Source organism: Desulfovibrio faecalis (assembly GCF_053570625.1).
This window is the reverse complement of the sequence record NZ_JBRBQR010000001.1, coordinates 2,734,804-2,750,584: the sequence shown is the minus strand read 5'-3', so window position 1 is coordinate 2,750,584 and position 15,781 is coordinate 2,734,804. Positions and strand designations below refer to the sequence as shown.

The 15,781-nt window shown below is 58.5% G+C and carries 14 protein-coding genes; 1 reads left to right on the top strand and 13 read right to left on the bottom strand.

Features of this window, described 5'->3' with window-relative positions; translation table 11 throughout:
• Positions 1-300 precede the first annotated feature (300 nt).
• Positions 301-2,361, bottom strand: coding sequence for a sigma 54-interacting transcriptional regulator (locus tag ACUZ79_RS12205; RefSeq protein WP_449251756.1), 2,061 nt, complete (start codon positions 2,359-2,361; stop codon positions 301-303).
• 34 nt (positions 2,362-2,395) lie between these two features.
• Between ACUZ79_RS12205 and ACUZ79_RS12200 the strand changes: the two genes are divergently transcribed.
• Positions 2,396-3,637: an ISL3 family transposase gene (locus tag ACUZ79_RS12200; protein ID WP_449250523.1), complete on the top strand. Its 1,242-nt coding sequence runs from the start codon at positions 2,396-2,398 to the stop codon at positions 3,635-3,637.
• Positions 3,638-3,645: 8 nt separating this feature from the next.
• Here the strand turns inward: ACUZ79_RS12200 and ACUZ79_RS12195 are convergent, their stop codons facing one another.
• The 12 genes from ACUZ79_RS12195 to ACUZ79_RS12140 all read right to left on the bottom strand — a co-directional run bounded on the left by ACUZ79_RS12195 (position 3,646) and on the right by ACUZ79_RS12140 (position 15,781).
• Complete coding sequence (locus ACUZ79_RS12195) at positions 3,646-3,879, bottom strand: hypothetical protein (RefSeq protein WP_449251755.1); 234 nt, start codon at positions 3,877-3,879, stop codon at positions 3,646-3,648.
• A gap of 63 nt (positions 3,880-3,942) precedes the next feature.
• Positions 3,943-5,226, bottom strand: a complete 1,284-nt coding sequence (locus ACUZ79_RS12190; protein WP_449251754.1) for a molybdopterin molybdotransferase MoeA — start codon at positions 5,224-5,226, stop codon at positions 3,943-3,945.
• A 1-nt stretch (position 5,227) separates the two neighbouring features.
• Complete coding sequence (locus tag ACUZ79_RS12185; protein ID WP_449251753.1) at positions 5,228-5,941, bottom strand: formate dehydrogenase accessory sulfurtransferase FdhD; 714 nt, start codon at positions 5,939-5,941, stop codon at positions 5,228-5,230.
• A gap of 68 nt (positions 5,942-6,009) precedes the next feature.
• Positions 6,010-8,208: a formate dehydrogenase subunit alpha gene (fdhF, locus tag ACUZ79_RS12180; protein ID WP_449251752.1), complete on the bottom strand. Its 2,199-nt coding sequence runs from the start codon at positions 8,206-8,208 to the stop codon at positions 6,010-6,012.
• A gap of 394 nt (positions 8,209-8,602) precedes the next feature.
• On the bottom strand, positions 8,603-10,801 hold the full coding sequence (fdhF, locus tag ACUZ79_RS12175) for a formate dehydrogenase subunit alpha (RefSeq protein ID WP_449251751.1): 2,199 nt from the start codon (positions 10,799-10,801) through the stop codon (positions 8,603-8,605).
• Between the two features lie 108 nt (positions 10,802-10,909).
• A complete protein-coding gene (locus ACUZ79_RS12170; protein ID WP_449251750.1) occupies positions 10,910-11,416 on the bottom strand; it encodes a 4Fe-4S dicluster domain-containing protein in 507 nt (168 codons plus the stop codon).
• 252 nt (positions 11,417-11,668) lie between these two features.
• Entirely contained in the window at positions 11,669-12,142 is a 474-nt protein-coding gene (hycI, locus tag ACUZ79_RS12165) for a hydrogenase maturation peptidase HycI (protein ID WP_449251749.1), read from the bottom strand.
• Positions 12,139-12,558 carry a formate hydrogenlyase maturation HycH family protein gene (locus ACUZ79_RS12160; RefSeq protein ID WP_240824756.1) on the bottom strand — a complete coding sequence of 140 codons (420 nt, stop codon included), beginning with the start codon at positions 12,556-12,558 and terminating at the stop codon, positions 12,139-12,141. The genes hycI and ACUZ79_RS12160 overlap by 4 nt, the downstream gene beginning before the upstream one ends.
• Complete coding sequence (locus ACUZ79_RS12155) at positions 12,551-13,369, bottom strand: NADH-quinone oxidoreductase subunit B family protein (RefSeq protein WP_449247433.1); 819 nt, start codon at positions 13,367-13,369, stop codon at positions 12,551-12,553. Before ACUZ79_RS12155 ends, ACUZ79_RS12160 begins: the two co-directional genes overlap by 8 nt.
• Positions 13,370-13,371: 2 nt before the next feature.
• Positions 13,372-13,896 (bottom strand): formate hydrogenlyase complex iron-sulfur subunit, encoded by a 525-nt coding sequence (locus ACUZ79_RS12150; RefSeq protein WP_240824754.1) that lies wholly within the window; start codon positions 13,894-13,896, stop codon positions 13,372-13,374.
• Positions 13,890-14,024, bottom strand: a complete 135-nt coding sequence (locus ACUZ79_RS12145) for a hypothetical protein (RefSeq protein WP_324837183.1) — start codon at positions 14,022-14,024, stop codon at positions 13,890-13,892. The genes ACUZ79_RS12150 and ACUZ79_RS12145 overlap by 7 nt, the downstream gene beginning before the upstream one ends.
• A gap of 17 nt (positions 14,025-14,041) precedes the next feature.
• Positions 14,042-15,781 (bottom strand): hydrogenase large subunit, encoded by a 1,740-nt coding sequence (locus tag ACUZ79_RS12140; protein ID WP_240824753.1) that lies wholly within the window; start codon positions 15,779-15,781, stop codon positions 14,042-14,044.

Here is a 15,781-nt window from a genome sequence, read left to right as displayed (position 1 = left end):
TGTCTTCGTCATGCAGGCACTTCGCAGTGCGGATTTTTACAAAAATCCATGCTGAACAGACAAACATGCTTAATGTTGGTCTGCTCCTGCGGTGACGGTGACAGAAACAGGCCAGCTTGAAGCCAAAAAGAGGGCAGACCGGCCACAGGCTGAGGCCGCGAAATTTCAAGATATATTGTAATGGGTATCAGAACTTCCCGCTATGTCAACAAGGCGGGACAAGCGTTTTTTTTATATCCAACTGAAATCTGAGGCCAAATTGGCATGGGGCAACGGGTTAGGGAGGGGGGCTGGCAGTGTCTAGGCAGGCAGGGACTGACCGCGTGATTCCAGCACGTCCTTGATGTCTATGCCCATACGCTGCATGCGCGAGAGCAGGGTTGTACGCTTGAGGCCCAGCATGGCGGCCACCCCGCGCGAACCCGCCATCACGCCATTACAGGCCAGAATTGCTGCCACAATGCGGTCGCGCTCGCTGAGGGTTTCGCCGGGCTGGTGGTGGGCATCCGTATACACGGGCCGGCTGGGCTGCGCGGGCGCGGGCGGCGCGCTGGCCTCCTGCTTGCGCTGGGAAATGGCCGCAACTGGGGCTGGAACCTCCAGCGGGCAGATATTCAGGCTAGGGCCGCTGGAAAGAATGACCGCGCGTTCGATGACGTTGGCAAGCTCGCGCACGTTGCCGGGCCAGGGCTGGTCGCAAAGCCAGCGCAGAGCTGCGGAAGGAATATTGGTTATGTTTTTCTTCATCTGCCGCGCCATCTGCTGCGTAAAATGCTTTGCCAGCAGGGGGATATCTTCGCGGCGTTCGCGCAGCGGCGGAATGGCGATGGGAAAGACATTGAGCCGGTAGAACAGATCATCCCTGAACGTTCCGTCGAGCACCATTTCCTGCAAGTTGCGGTTGGTGGCGGCCACGAGGCGCACATCCACGGAAATGACCTTGTGCCCGCCCAGGCGTTCAATCTCGCGCGATTGCAGCACACGCAGAAGTTTAGGCTGCAATTCCAGCGGGATGTCGCCAACTTCGTCCAGCATCAGCGTACTGCCCTGAGCCAGTTCAAAGCGCCCCTTGCGTTGCGCGCCAGCACCGGTAAAGGCCCCTTTTTCGTGCCCGAAAAGTTCGCTTTCCATAAGCCCCGCAGGCACTGCGGCGCAGTTCATCTTGACCATGCGCTTGGATTTGCGCGGGCTGCTGTTGTGGATGGCCTGGGCAAAAAGCTCCTTGCCGGTGCCGGTTTCGCCCAGCAGCAGCACGGTGCTGTCGCTGGCGGCCACCATGTCCACCTGTTGCAAAACGCGCATGATGGCATCGCTCTGTCCAATGATGACGCCCATGTCCGACTGATTTTGTATCTGTTCAGAAAGATACAGGTTTTCTTGTGCAAGGTCGTTTTTCTGCACAGATATCGTGGTGTAGTCCAGAGCATTGCGCACGGCAATGGCCACGCGCGAGGCGATCTGGGCCAGCAGGCTGACGGATTCATCGGTAAAGACGTCGGGGTGGCGGTGGGCAAGCAGCATGGCCCCGAGGCAGTGCTGGCCGAAATGCAGAGGAAACAGCCCCGCAGCCTGATTGCCGTTGCCAAGAATGAATTCCGAGGCCGGGTCTTTGCGCGAAAGTCTGGCTAGATCGCCCTGCCGCGCCAGCAGCGGGGCGTTGATGTCGTGGCAGCGCTTGAGCAGGGTGTTGGACAGAGAAAATGTACCCGCTGGCAGCACGGGGTTTTCTGTCGATTGCGGCGGGCGGGCGCAGTGGAAGGAAAACGTGTTGTCCGTTTCGTGCAGCAGCAGGGCAAAATCGCGTATGCCGAAGAACCGCCGTATCTCGCCCGCAACCACGGCCACCATGTCGTTCATTTCAAGGGTGCCGATAGCCGTGTTGGTCACATCAACGAGGATGCTGAAGTGGTCGCGTTCGCGGCGCAGGTGTTCGGTTTCCTGCCGCACATTGTCCATGCAGAGGATGGCTGTGATGGCAGCCGTGACCACCCCGGCCAGTACGCGAAAAAAAACAAGTGATTCGTCGCTGAACACGCTGCCGTCTGTTTTGACAAAGTCCATGGCGCAGTGGCAGCCGCCCTGCATGGAAATGGGAACAAAAAGGCAGCCGCTGGCATTGCGGTACTGATCAAGATCAGCAATATCGGGAAATTCCCGGCGCAGCTGCTCGCCTTCAAAGCAGGCAACTTCGGTTTGGCTCCAGAACTGGCGCAAACCCTGCTGGGGCGTCAGGTCTTGTTCTGAAAGGGCAGAGCGGTCAGCGTGCGCATCAAGCATGTAGAGCCGCGCCTTTTCCTGCATGGGCGCGGCAATGACAATGTGTGGTTCTTCGTCGTTTGATGTGGAATTGACCGACCTCAATCAGTTTGGATAGCCCTCCTTTAGGAGGACTGCCATGCAAGCTGAAGAAATCTTTGCCTTGGGCCTCGGCCTCACGCCGCCCTGGAAAGTTATGAGCCAACGTCTTGATACCGACCATACGCCAACCAAGCTCCACCTGGAGATCGGTGCCGACCGCGGAGCGCTGTATCCGTGTCCCGAGTGCGGAGCCGCGTGCAAGGCTCACGACTTCAAGGAATTCACGTGGCGGCATCTCAACTTCTTCCAGCATCACTGTTACCTCACAGCCCGACTGCCGAGGATCAATTGCCCGGAACATGGAATCCGACGCGTCGAAGCCCCATGGGCCAGGGAAGGCAGCCGGTTTACCCTGCTTTTTGAGCAGGTTGTCATGAGCCTCGTTCGAGAGATGCCGGTCAATGCCGTAGCGCGTCATGTCGAGGTCACGGATACCCGCCTGTGGCGCATCGTCCATCACTATGTGGCCAAAGCCATCAATGCGCTGAACTTGAAAGACATCAAGGCCATCGGTCTGGATGAGACCGCGTCCAAGCGTGGGCACAATTACATCACCGTCTTCATTGACCTGGATCGTTCCGACAGGCCCGTGATCTTCGCGACTCCAGGTAAGGGCAAGGAATGCCTGACTCAGTTCTGCGCGTTCATTGAAGCCCATGAAGGCTGTCCTGAAAACATCGTCGAGGTAGTTTGCGACATGTCGCCTGCGTTCCTCTCCGCCGTCGAACAGAAGTTCAAGTCTGCCTCGGTGACAGTCGACTGGTTTCATGTCGTCCAACTCTTCACCAAGGCCGTCGATGACGTCAGAAAGCTTGAGGCCAGGCAGTCAAAGCTGCCGGACCACACCCGTTGGGCCGTACTCAAGGGCGCCGAGACAATACGCACGCAGAATCAGGAGAGTGCTCTCCTGGAACTCGTCGAGCAGGGCTTCGCTACCGCCAAGGCCTACCGTGTCAAAGAACTTCTGCGCTGGGTTCGACGGGCCGAATCGAAGCAGGCCGCCAAGTGGCGCATAACCCATTTTCTCAAGCATGCCGCCGAGTACGCGGCCGACTGCCCGCTATTGGAACCCGTGCGCGGAGCATTGGCCAGCTTTGAGAGGCATTTGCCGCGAATCCTTCATCGTTGGCATTCCTTGCACACCAATGCGAGGCTCGAAGGCTTCAATGGCCTGTTCCAGGCGGCAAGGGCCAGGGCCCGAGGATACCGGAACGTGGAGAACTTCATCACCATGGTCTACCTGATTGCGGCCCCGATTCAGGTCGTAGTGGCTTCATGAATTCCACATCAAACGACGAAGAACCCAATGTGTATGCGCTGAAAAGCCATGAGCGAATCACAGCAGTTTTTCAGCATGCGCAAAAGGCTGGGAATGTCTTTTTGCAGGGGCAGCACCCGGCTGGCTGCGAGCAGGGCTTCCTGCCAGACAATAGCTGTACTTTTTACCATCTCGGAAGCGCTGGCTGTAAAAAACCCGGCTGGCGGCGTGCGTCCGGGGGGGATTCTGGACGGGATATCCACAACATTTCTCCATGCACCATAGGGCAGGATTATAGGACTGTCTACCGAGCTTGCCCGAGGGGGTCAGGCAAGAATGACGTCTACCTCCATGCCTCTGCGCAGGGGCGCGCTGCCTGCGGGAATATCCACAAAACAGTTGCAGTCGTCGCACAAGGCTGGTTGCCCCATGCGTTGCGCATCGCGCGCAAAATACACGTCCCTGCCTTCAAGGCGCGCCAGCACAATGCGGCGCTCGTCCTTACGGCAGGAGCCAAAATCATTGCGGGCCACGGCCTTTTGCCGCAGGGGCGTAAAGCGCGTTGCGCCGCTCATTTTTTTCAGCACCGGAACTGCCAGCAGGCCAAAGGTCGCTGCAGCAGCCACAGGATTGCCCGAAAGGCCCAGCAGCAGGGTTTGCGGCAGCGCTGCGGCCAGCGTCATGGAGCCGGGTTTGAGGCGCAGGCTCTGAAAAAGCATGCTGCCGCCCTGTTCCGCCACAATTTCTGAGGCAATCCGGGGCACAAGGTCTTTGGGCCCCACAGAAGCCCCCCCCGTGGTGATGACAAGATCGCTCTCGGGCAGCATTTCAGCCAGATGCTCCTGCAATGCCTGCCGGTTGTCGCCTCTGGTCATCATGCGCAGTATGCGCGCGCCCATTTTGCGCAGGCGCACGCCCAGCAGGGTGCTGCTGATGTTGTAAATGCCGCCCTGCGGCAAAGGAGCGCCGGGCAGCACAAGCTCGCTGCCCGTTGCCAGCAGGCTGACCCGTGGGCGACGGAATACGCGTACATGGGTGTAGCCCTGACCAGCCAGAAGGCTGAGGGTGCCGCTGTGCAGCACATCGCCGCTCTCGGCCAGTGTGCTGCCGCGTTCCATATCCTGCCCGCACATGCGGCAGTTGCGCATGGCCGCAAGACTGCGGGAAACAACCACGGTCTGGTCATCTGCCAGCGTGTCCTCCTGCCACACCACGCAGTCCGCGCCCGGAGGCAGAACTGCGCCTGTGGTCACGCGTGCCGCCTGACCGGGTTCGAGTGGCTGGCCTGGTGCATCACCGGCATAGAGGTGCTGCGTTACCAGCAGCATGGCGGGACGTTCCGCCGTGGCGCTGGCAATGTCGGCGCTGCGCAGGGCATATCCATCCACCTGAACCCGGTTGTAGGGCGGCTGAGGCAACTCGGCGCGCATATGGGCAAAACATATGCGGCCATCGGCGTCAAAAAGCGGTACTTCTTCCGACTCTGCAACTGTGGGCGTGTGCTGTAAAAGAAGCTCCAGAGCTTCCTCCAGCGGCAGACTTTCCCGCTCCGGCGGGGTAGAAATATGGGGCTGCGCGTCAGCCTTAAAGGAGTGCAGAGCGCGGTTCATCTCAGCAGATCCTTTGCGGGCAAGTGTAAATGTTGATGTTGTCGCGGCGTACAAATCCCAGCAGAGTGATGCCGTGAGCTTCGGCCATTTCTACTGATGTGAGCGAGGGGGCCCCCGGCGCAATAAGCAGCCTGACCCCGCAGGCCACAACCTTTGAGAGCATGTCGGAGGCGAGCCGCCCGCTGAAAATGAGGATCTTTCCATCCGGACTCAGCCCTTGCAGCAGCATGGCCCCAATGACTTTGTCCAGCGCGTTGTGGCGGGCGATATCCTCGCAGAAAAGCAGCAGGCCTTCCGGGGTTGCCAGGGCGCAGCTGTGGGCCGCACCTGTGGCGCGGAAAAGGTCGCAGCGCTCGTTGAAGGCCAGTTGCAGCGCATGCACCTGCTCGGCGGCAAGCCGCACATCGCTTGGGGCGTTCACGGCTGTCGCGGAAAATTCCGCAACAGATGCTTCTATGACGCGGTTTTGCTCATCAATGGAAAGCGCCCGCAAGGCGGAGATTTCATGTAAAAGCCCCAGAGTGCGGAGCCGCCCCACGGCAAGCTCGCGCAGCAGGCTTGGCATGCAGTGCAGCTCGGCCACGCAATTGCCGTTGCAGAAGAGTTCGTAGCGTTCTTCGCGCAGGAGCACGTCCATGACCTCGCGGCGGCCCTGAGGCCCGATGCGGGTAATGGCGCGTTCAATACTTATGGAAGCATCTGGCGGCTGTTTCATGGTTGTGGTTCCCCGCGCGGTTGCACCTTGGGAGTGGCCGCGCGGGGAGTTGTTGAGGGTTATCGGAGTCAGGCAGGGATCTTGGATGCAGAGCCGTCTGTCAGTTCTTTGCGCAGGCGTTGCCTGAGGTTGGTATACGTCTCAACCAGATATTGTTCCGCCCACTTTTGATCTTCAATTTTTTCAATCCGCACTGCGGCATATTTGTACTCCGGCGTTCTGCTGATGGGACTCAGTACTTCGCCGATCAGTTCATTGCAGGCGCCGATCCACCACTGGTAGGTCATGTACACCGCGCCGTCATTGGTGCGCGGGCTGACCTGAGCGCGGCTGATAACCTTGGAGTGGCGCGATGCGACCCACACCAGCTCCTGATCTGCTATGTGCAGCCTTGCCGCATCCTTGTCGTTCATCTGCACAAAACCGGGTTCGTCCGCCAGTGCCGCCAGTGCCTTGCAGTTGCCTGTCATGGAGCGGCAGGAGTAGTGGCCCACTTCGCGCACGCTTGAGAGCACCATGGGGAACTTTTCATTGATCTGGTCCACTGGCGGAACCCATTCCACCGTGTAGAGGCGGCCCAGCCCATCGTCTGTTTCAAACTTGATGCTGCCGTCCGGCTGTGCGTAGAGTACCTGTGTGCCATTGGGGGCATCCTTGGTGCAGGGCCACTGGGCATAGCCAAGCCCGCCGTTTGCATCGAGCTTTTCATAGGTCGCTTCCGCATACTTGGGCGAGAGCGAGATAAGTTCGTCCCAAATTTCCTTGGTGTTGTTGTAGTGCATGGGATAGCCCATGGCTGTGGACATGCGGCTGATGATGTCCCAGTCCACCTTTACGTCCCCCTGCGGTTCCACGGCCTTGTAAAAGCGCTGGAAACCTCGGTCGGCAGCCGAATACACGCCCTCGTGCTCACCCCACGTGGTGGTGGGGAAGATCACGTCTGCCACGGCTGCGGTCTTGGTCATAAAGCAGTCCTGCACAATGAGCAGGTCAAGCTTGCTGAAACCACTACGTACGGCGGAAAGTTCCGGTTCCGTCTGCAAGGGGTCTTCTCCCATGCAGTAAAAAGCCTTAAGCTGCCCGGCTGTGGCAAGTTTTGCCACTTCGGTCAGATAGTGACCAACCTTGTCAGAGAGCTTTTCAACAGGCAGGCCCCAGGCTTTTGCAAATTTCTTGCGGGCTTCCTGATCCACAACTTTCTGGTAGCCTACGTATACGTTGGGCAGCGCCCCCATGTCGCAGGCGCCCTGAACATTGTTTTGCCCGCGCACCGGCGCAACGCCTGTATTGGGCTTGCCGATGTTGCCGGTGAGCAGCGCCATGGAAGTGAGCGCCCGCACCGTCTCCACACCCTGAAAAAACTGGCATACGCCCATGCCCCAGAAGATCCCCGCTCCCTGCGGCGCGGTCGCATACATGCGGGCCGTCTTGCGGATTGTTTCGGCGTCAATGCCCGTTATTTCCGTTACGGATTCGGGCGTGTATTTATCAACAATGGCCTTCAGTTCCTCAAACCCGGATGTGTACTTGGCGATATAGTCCTTGTCTGTGAGGCCCTCATTGATGATGACGTTCATCAGCGCGTTGACAAAAGCCACATTGCAGCCGTTTTTTATGGGCACGTAGAGGTCTGCGATGCGCGCGGTTTCAATCTTGCGCGGGTCGCACACAATGATCGTTGCGCCTTTTTCCTTGGCCTTGATAACCCTGCGGGCAATGATCGGGTGTGAATCCGCTGGGTTCCATCCAAAGATGAATATGCACTTGGTGTCTTCAACCTCGACAATGGAGTTGCTCATGGCACCATTGCCTACGGACATCTGAAGCCCGGCAACAGAGGGGCCATGACAGACCCGCGCGCAGCAATCGACATTATTGGTGCCCACTGCGGCGCGGGCGAACTTTTGCATCACGTAGTTGGTTTCATTGCCCGTTGAGCGGGAGGAACCAGATATCATGATGGAATCAGGGCCGAATTCTTCCTTGATGGCCATGAGGCGCGACGATGCGTAGTCAATGGCCGTATCCCACGAGACAGCCTCAAACGAGCCGCCGCGCTTACGGCGGATCATGGGATTTTTAATCCGTGGGGTCAGTATCTTGGTGTCATTGATAAAGTCCCAGCCATACAAACCCTTGAGACACAAGGCCCCCTGATTGGTCAGGCCGTTGGCGCCTTCTGCGCCAACTACACGGCCATTTTCAACCAGCAGATTGATTTTGCAGCCTGAAGCACAATAGGGACATACTTCTATAACCTTTTTCATGGTCTTCCTTATGTGTGTCCATCTTGGGCAACGGCGGGCATTCCGTTGATCCGGCAGAAATTCTTTTTTCGCGCCTGCTGTATTGGCAGACCGGCATGTTACGAAAAAAAGCAATGGTATTTTGCAGTTTCCGCAATACTGGCTTGATGGCGCACTCGCATTGCCTTGCGGTGCTGCCGGAGCAAAGCCCTCAGTTCGCCGGGTACGCTCTGTTCTCCATCCTGCAACAGGCTGGTATAAAACAGATAAATTTTATTGTTCCCTCAAGTTGCGCTGCCTGTCCCGCCGTGTGGCAGTCGCACTCTGGCAGCGCGCTTGCAAAAAATCTTTTGGTTTTTCCTTTTTAGGGGTTCCCCGCGTCTTGCGCGGGGAACCCCGATGTAAGGCTTATTTATCAGGCTGTTACGGACATTGCTGTGCCGTTGGCCTTTTCCTTGCGCAGGCGTTGCTTCAATTCGCTGTATACCTGCACCACATGGCTTTCAGCCCATGTCTGATCTTCTATTTTTTCAACTCGAACAGGCACATACTTGTATTCCGGCGTCTTGGTGATGGGGCTCAATACCTCCCCCACCAATTCGTTGCATGCGCCAATCCACCACTGGTAGGTCATGTACACCGCGCCCTTGTTGGTGCGCGGGCTGATCTGCGCCCTGGTGATGACCTTGGAGTGGTGCGACTGCACCCACACAAGCTCATGGTCGCGGATGCCGAGGGCTTCCGCATCCTTGTCGTTCATCTGCACAAAGCCGGGTTCGTCCGCCAGTGCCGCCAGCGCCTTGCAGTTGCCTGTCATGGAGCGGCAGGAGTAGTGGCCCACTTCGCGCACGGTAGAAAGCACCAGCGGGAACTCGGAGCTGATTTTTTCCACAGGCGGGACCCATTCCACCGTAAAAAGGTGGCCCAGGCCGTCCGGGGTTTCAAACTTGATGCTGCCGTCGGGCTGTGCGTAAAGAACCTGGGTGCCGTTGGGGGCATCCTTGGTGCAGGGCCACTGGATGTAGCCAAGCCCGCCGTTTGCATCGAGCTTTTCATAGGTCGCTTCCGCATACTTGGGCGAGAGCGAGATCAGCTCGTTCCAGATCTCTCTGGTGTTGTTGTACTGCATGGGATAGCCCATGGCTGTGGACAGGCGGCAGATGATGTCCCAGTCCACCTTTACATCGCCCTGCGGTTCCACAGCCTTGTAGAAGCGCTGGAAGCCACGGTCGGCAGCCGAGTATACGCCTTCGTGTTCGCCCCACGTGGTGGTGGGGAAGATCACGTCGGCCACGGCTGCGGTCTTGGTCATAAAGCAGTCCTGCACAATGAGCAGGTCAAGCTTGCTGAAGCCGCTACGCACGCCAGAAAGGTCGGGTTCTGTCTGCAAGGGGTCTTCACCCATGCAGTAGAATGCCTTCAGCCTGCCAGCAGAAGCGCTCGCGGCGACTTCACTCAGGAAATGCCCCACCTTGGGGGACATTTTTTCAACAGGGACACCCCAGGCCTTGGCGAATTTTTCGCGCACGGCCGGGTCTGTCACGCTCTGGTAGCCCACAAACACGTTGGGCAACGCGCCCATGTCGCAGGCGCCCTGCACGTTGTTCTGCCCACGCACCGGAGCAACGCCGGTGTGAGGTTTGCCTATGTTGCCGGTAATCAGAGCCATGGAGGTAAGTGCCCGTACGGTCTCCACACCCTGATAGAACTGGCAAACGCCCATGCCCCAGTATATGCCTGCGCCCTCTGGGGCCGTGGCGTACATACGGGCGGTCTTGCGGATGGTTTCGGCATCAATGCCCGTGATTTCCGTAACCGCTTCAGGAGGATAGTTGTCCACAATGGCTTTAAGTTCTGCAAAGCCAGTCGTGTACTTTTCTATGAACTCCTTGTCCGCGAGTCCCTCGTTGATAATGACGTTCATCAAAGCATTGACGAAGGCCACGTTGGAACCGTTTTTCAGGGGAACATACAGGTCGGCGATGCGCGCAGTTTCAATCTTGCGCGGATCACAGACAATGATGGTTGCCCCTTTTTCTTTCGCCTTTACCACCCGGCGGGCGATAATGGGGTGCGAATCTGCCGGATTCCACCCAAAGATGAACAAGCATTTAGTATCTTCAATCTCCACAATGGAGTTGCTCATTGCGCCATTGCCGACCGATTGTTGCAGACCTGCAACTGATGGGCCGTGTCAGACCCGCGCGCAGCAGTCGACATTATTGGTGCCGAGAGCCGCGCGGGCGAATTTTTGCATTATGTAGTTGGTTTCGTTGCCGGTGGAGCGGGAAGAACCGGACACCATGATGGAATCTGGGCCGAATTCTTCCTTGATGGCCGTAAGACGCGATGCGGTGTAGTCGATGGCCGTATCCCAGGAGACAGCCTCAAACTCACCGCCACGCTTGCGGCGAATCATGGGGTTTTTGACTCTGGGAGTCAGGATTTTGGTGTCGTTGATAAAATCCCAGCCATACAGACCCTTGAGGCACAAGGCCCCCTGGTTGGTCAGGCCGTTGGCGCCTTCTGCGCCAACCACGCGGCCATTCTCAACCAGTAGGTTGATCTTGCAGCCCGAAGCGCAGTACGGGCAGACTTCTATTACTTTTTTCATGATAACCTCTTGTATTCATTTTAACAGCGGCGAGCACTCCGCTGCTCTGGCAGGCATGTAGCGCCGCATTTCAAACCGGGGACAGGTGCCGTAAGCACCAATGCCCGCTTACTGAAATGCTGCTGTTCCCTCGGGCTGCACTGTTTCATCCTCCACCACGAACAACACATCGGTGGGGCAGGCCCGCACGCAGGATGGGCCTTCGGGCACGCTGGCGCACAGATCGCATTTCTGCGCCAGGGCCTTGTGGCTGAATCCCATCGGTCTGCCACATACGGTGCGGCGCACCTTGTGGCTTGTGACCCGCATGACCCCGTAAGGACAGGCCATGATGCAGGCCTTGCAGCCTATGCACTTGTGCCGCAGCACGGTGACGCTCTCGCTGTCGGCAACAATGGCTCCGCAGGGGCAGGCCGATGCGCAGGGGGCGTCTTCGCACTGGCGGCAGGCAACCGGAGTGCTGATGTCTTCGTGCTTCAGGATGGCGACTCTGGCTTTGAAGTCAGAGGCGGTCATGTCTTCAATACGCAGTTCACTGTGCGCCAGGGCGCAGGCTATCTCACAGGTGCGGCAGCCTATGCAGCGCCCTGGATTGGCCGCTATGCGTTTTTTCATAGAAAGCCCTTGCTTGTTTTACGGCTCGGCGTGGGGCCGGCCTGTATTCGTTAAATTGCAACAAGAATGCCAGTATGTTGCAAAAATGATCTGGCATTCTATATTGTTACGATTGCTGTAAAAACCGTGTTCGCGTTGTTTCGTCAAAAATGTCGAACTGTCGAATGGCAAACATGTGTGAAATTTATAACAATCGCTGTTACTCCAGACGGTTAGCTGGACTTATTCTTTTTCGTCATTTTTGACGAAGCTTCAGGCCAGCCAGGGAATGTCGCCAAGGCCCTCCGCCAAGCCCGCGTGGATACGCTCCACCGCATGCTGCACAGCATCGGTAACAGGCAGGCAAAAGCCCACTTCCTGCGGCTGGATGCCCAGAAACACAACCTGCTCAATCTCCCGCTCCAGTTCGTCCATAATGAAAGAGAGGGGCATGTTGTGGGTGCTGGCTATGCCCATGGAGCGGATGCGTTCCTTGTCCACAAAGCGCATTTCACCGGGGGCAAGCTCCAAGGTGGCAACGTCCACAATAAGAACACGCCGGGGCTTCATGGCTTTGACCGCGTAGGTGACGTTTTCGGGCATGGAGCCGCCGTCCACCACAGTCCAGCCCGGCACAGGGCTTGCCTCCATGCGTTCGCACAAAAGCGGGCCTGCGCCGTCATCGCCCATGAGGCTGTTGCCCACGGTCAGCACCACGTTGCAGTCTTGGGGGGCGGGGGCACTCATTCCATCCTCCGGGGCAGTTGCACCATGAGATAGAGCGCAGGCTCGCGCTGAATGGCGGCCAGTTGCTCCATGAGTACAGCGCTCCAGCCCTTGTATGGCTCGTCCATGCCGGGCATGGCTTCGGCAAAAGCCTTGCCCAGCATGCCCGCGTGGTTGGCGTCAATATGGATTTCGCCAAAAGTCAGCAGCCCGCTCATCTTGCGGCGGGCCTCGCCCTCGGGCAGCAGGCCCACCCATGTTTCATAGGCGTCTCTGGGGCATTCCAGCACTTTGACGAGGCAGTCGATAACCCCCACGTGATGCCCAATGGCAAGGGAGTAGTACATGACCTGCTTGGTAGCGTCAGACTCGGGAAGATCCTTCTGCGTATCCAGAAACTTTCGCCGCAGTGCGTGGAAGCTGACCATTTCAGTCATGGCAGATCCCCTGATCCTGCCCAACGTTCAGGCTGTCGAAAAACACTTCGCGCAGGCGGAAAAGAATTTCCGTCAGGCGGGGGTCTTCGGCATCGCGAATCCATTTTTGCAGGTTGGCTTCAAGGGCGGCGGTGCTCCCGGCCTCAAGGCACTGGAAGAACCTGTCGCTAATTTCCCTGCCCTGGCGGTAGCCAGCCAGCAGACGCGCCTCGCGTTCAATCCGCACGCGGATGTCGAGCGGGGCATCAGGCAGCAGGGGCGCTGGAGCGGCTGCCCCGGATTCCTCGTGATTGCGTTCCTTGAGTTTCTGATCCAGCAGGCCAAGGGCCATGGCAAATCCATAGATGGTGGCCTGCGGGGTTGGCGGGCAGCCGGGAATGTACACGTCAATGGGCACAATCTTGTCGCTGCCGCCCCACACGGAATACATGTCGTGGAAGATGCCGCCGCTACACCCGCAGGCACCGTAAGAGACGCATATCTTGGGGTCAGGCGCGTTGTGGAAGGCGCGCAGGGCGGGCATGCGCATGGCGCGGGTAACAGCGCCCGTGAACAGCAGAATATCCGCATGGCGGGGCGAGGGAACCACCTTGATGCCGAAACGCTCGGCATCAAAAATGGACGTGATGGACGCGAAGATTTCAATTTCGCAGCCGTTGCAGCCGCCGCAGTCGATACGGTAGACGTAGGCGGAGCGCTGAATGCGTTGCAAAAGCGCACCCTTGAGCGCGGCTATGGAATCCTCAACGCTGACGGGTTCGGTTTTGTAGTGCGAGATACCGGGCGCGTAGGCATAGGGAACGATGGACATGGCTATACCTCCTGCCGGGGCTTGAGGCCGAGGGTCTGCTTGCGCTTGCACTGGGGGCAGGTTTCAAACTGCCGCCGCTGGTCGGGGTCTTCTTCTGTAACGCCGTCAGCCTGCATGGTCAGGGCCAGCGCGTAGTCCACCTCTTTTTGAGGGGCAAAGGGGGTGCCGCACTGACGGCAGTGGCACAGGCTGAAGGTGCAGCGTTCATAAAGGTCGTCCTTGCGCATGACGGCAAGTTCAAACTCCTGCGAAAGGTGCAAGGCCCTGGTGGGGCAAACCTCTTCGCAACGGCCGCAGAAGATGCAGCGTCCGGCGCAGAATTGCCAGGTGCGCACGCCCTTTTCCAGATCCGTTTCGATGGTCAGGGCATTGGGCGGGCAGGCGATGGCGCAGGCTGCACACGAAATGCAGCGTTTGGGATCATATTCCGGCTTGCCACGGAATGTGGGCGTGAATTCGGCAGGCGCGAAGGGATACTTGATCGTTACCTCGCCTGCATCACGGACTATTTTGAGTAATTTCAGCATGACAGCGCCTCCTCAAGCATGTTGCGCATGTGCATGGCCGCCGCTGCGGCACAATGCCGGGCCGCCCATGTGGCGGGGGCCGTACTGCGCTGCCGCGCGCGGTTCTGGTGAATGTTCGTGGTTTTCATACGCGTTGCCACATGCTTCAGGGCAGGGGTGAATGTTTGCGGTCAATGCCGTACTGCTCAAAGTCTTGATACGATACGGTCTTGGCCTTCTTTTTGCGCACATCCACAAGGGTGACGCGGTCTGTGCAGGAATAGCAGGGGTCAAGGCTGCCGATGATGAGGGCGGCGTCCGAAACCGTATTGCCGCGCAGGGCGTAGCGCAGCACCGGCCAGTTGGCGTAGGTGGCCGCGCGGCAGCGCCAGCGGAAGATCTTCTGGTTGTTGCCGGTCATGCTCCAGTGCACGTCTTCGCCGCGCGGGGCTTCGGTAAAGCCCAGGGCAAACTTGTGGGGCGTGTAGGTGAAGCCTTCGGTCAGCACCGGGCCGCCGGGCATGTTGTCCAGCACGTAGCGGCACTGGGCGATGGAGTCGAACACTTCCTTTACCCGCACAAGCGCGCGGGAAAAGATGTCGCAGCCGTCAAAGGAGAAGACGTTGACGGGAATATGGGCGTAGCCTTCAAAGGGATGGTCGGCGCGCACATCGCGGGCAAAGCCGCTGCCGCGAATCATGGGGCCAACGGGGCTGTAGTCGCGGGCCACCTTGCGGTCTAGTATGCCCACCCCCTTGGTGCGCTGCTCAAAGTTGGTGGTGCCGAGGAGCATGTCCACCAGCTCGGCCACTTCCTTTTCAATGGAATTGAGCAGGGCGGTGGTGGTTTTGCGCGCATCGGCCAGAATGTCGTTGCGGATGCCGCCGATAAGGTTGAGGCCGTATGTCTTGCGCGAACCGGTGAGCAGCTCGGCAATGGTCATGGATTTTTCACGCACGCGGAAGAACTGCTGGAAGCCGGAGTCAAAGCCAGTAAAGTGGCAGACAAGGCCAAGGTTCAGCAGATGGCTGTGCAGGCGCTCCGCCTCGAGCAGCAGGGTGCGTATCCAGCGGGCGCGCATAGGCACGTTGATGTCCAGGGCGTTTTCCACCGAGTTGGCGTAGGCGATGCTGTGGGCATAGCCGCAGATGCCGCACACGCGCTCGGCCAGAAAGGTGATTTCGTGGTAGCCCATGCGTACTTCTGCGGCTTTTTCCATGCCGCGATGCACATAGAACATGCGGTAGTCGGCATCCACCACGTTTTCGCCGTCAACAAACAGGCGGAAGTGCCCAGGTTCGTCAGAAGTGACGTGCATGGGGCCAATTGGCAGAATGCGGTTTTTACTGCTGCCCAGCTCGTTGATGAAGTCGTAGGTTTCCGTGTCCGTGGTGGGCGCAGGGCGCTGGCGGTAGTCCATGCAGTCCTTGCGCAGGGGGTGCAGGTTGTCCGGCCAGTCATCGGGCAGCACCAGACGGCGCGCATCGGGCAGGCCCACAGGGGTAAGCCCATACATGTCGCGGATTTCGCGCTCGCCCCACACAGCGGCGGGCACCCTGGCCGTTACGGAAGGAAACTCCTGCCGGTCGGCGTCCACAAAGGCGCGCACAACTATCCAGCATTTTTCGCCTTCTTCCATGGAAAGGGCGTAGTAGATGGCAAAACTGCCATTGAGCGTGCGTTCGTCGTTGCCAAAAACAACCGGCAGCCAGCCGCCCTGCTCGTAATAAAGGTAGGAAACAACATCGGGCAGAGCCTCCAGCTTGACCGTGATGGTGAGTTGGTTGCTGGTTTGCCGTTCTTCATCAAGAACAGCATAGGGAAAGCGCTGCCGCACGTTTGCCACATACCCTGCGCCGCGATTGCCGCTGGCGGGGTGTTGGGTCTGTTCCGTGGTCGTGCTCAC

Excerpts from the sequence above, each read along its gene's own strand:
- ACUZ79_RS12200 (WP_449250523.1), top strand. The coding sequence starts at position 2,396 with ATGCAAGCTGAAGAAATCTTTGCCTTGGGCCTCGGCCTCACGCCGCCC.
- ACUZ79_RS12190 (WP_449251754.1), bottom strand. The coding sequence starts at position 5,226 with ATGAACCGCGCTCTGCACTCCTTTAAGGCTGACGCGCAGCCCCATATT.
- ACUZ79_RS12185 (WP_449251753.1), bottom strand. The coding sequence starts at position 5,941 with ATGAAACAGCCGCCAGATGCTTCCATAAGTATTGAACGCGCCATTACC.
- fdhF (WP_449251752.1), bottom strand. The coding sequence starts at position 8,208 with ATGAAAAAGGTTATAGAAGTATGTCCCTATTGTGCTTCAGGCTGCAAA.
- ACUZ79_RS12170 (WP_449251750.1), bottom strand. The coding sequence starts at position 11,416 with ATGAAAAAACGCATAGCGGCCAATCCAGGGCGCTGCATAGGCTGCCGC.
- hycI (WP_449251749.1), bottom strand. The coding sequence starts at position 12,142 with ATGAGTGCCCCCGCCCCCCAAGACTGCAACGTGGTGCTGACCGTGGGC.
- ACUZ79_RS12160 (WP_240824756.1), bottom strand. The coding sequence starts at position 12,558 with ATGACTGAAATGGTCAGCTTCCACGCACTGCGGCGAAAGTTTCTGGAT.
- ACUZ79_RS12155 (WP_449247433.1), bottom strand. The coding sequence starts at position 13,369 with ATGTCCATCGTTCCCTATGCCTACGCGCCCGGTATCTCGCACTACAAA.
- ACUZ79_RS12150 (WP_240824754.1), bottom strand. The coding sequence starts at position 13,896 with ATGCTGAAATTACTCAAAATAGTCCGTGATGCAGGCGAGGTAACGATC.
- ACUZ79_RS12145 (WP_324837183.1), bottom strand. The coding sequence starts at position 14,024 with ATGAAAACCACGAACATTCACCAGAACCGCGCGCGGCAGCGCAGTACG.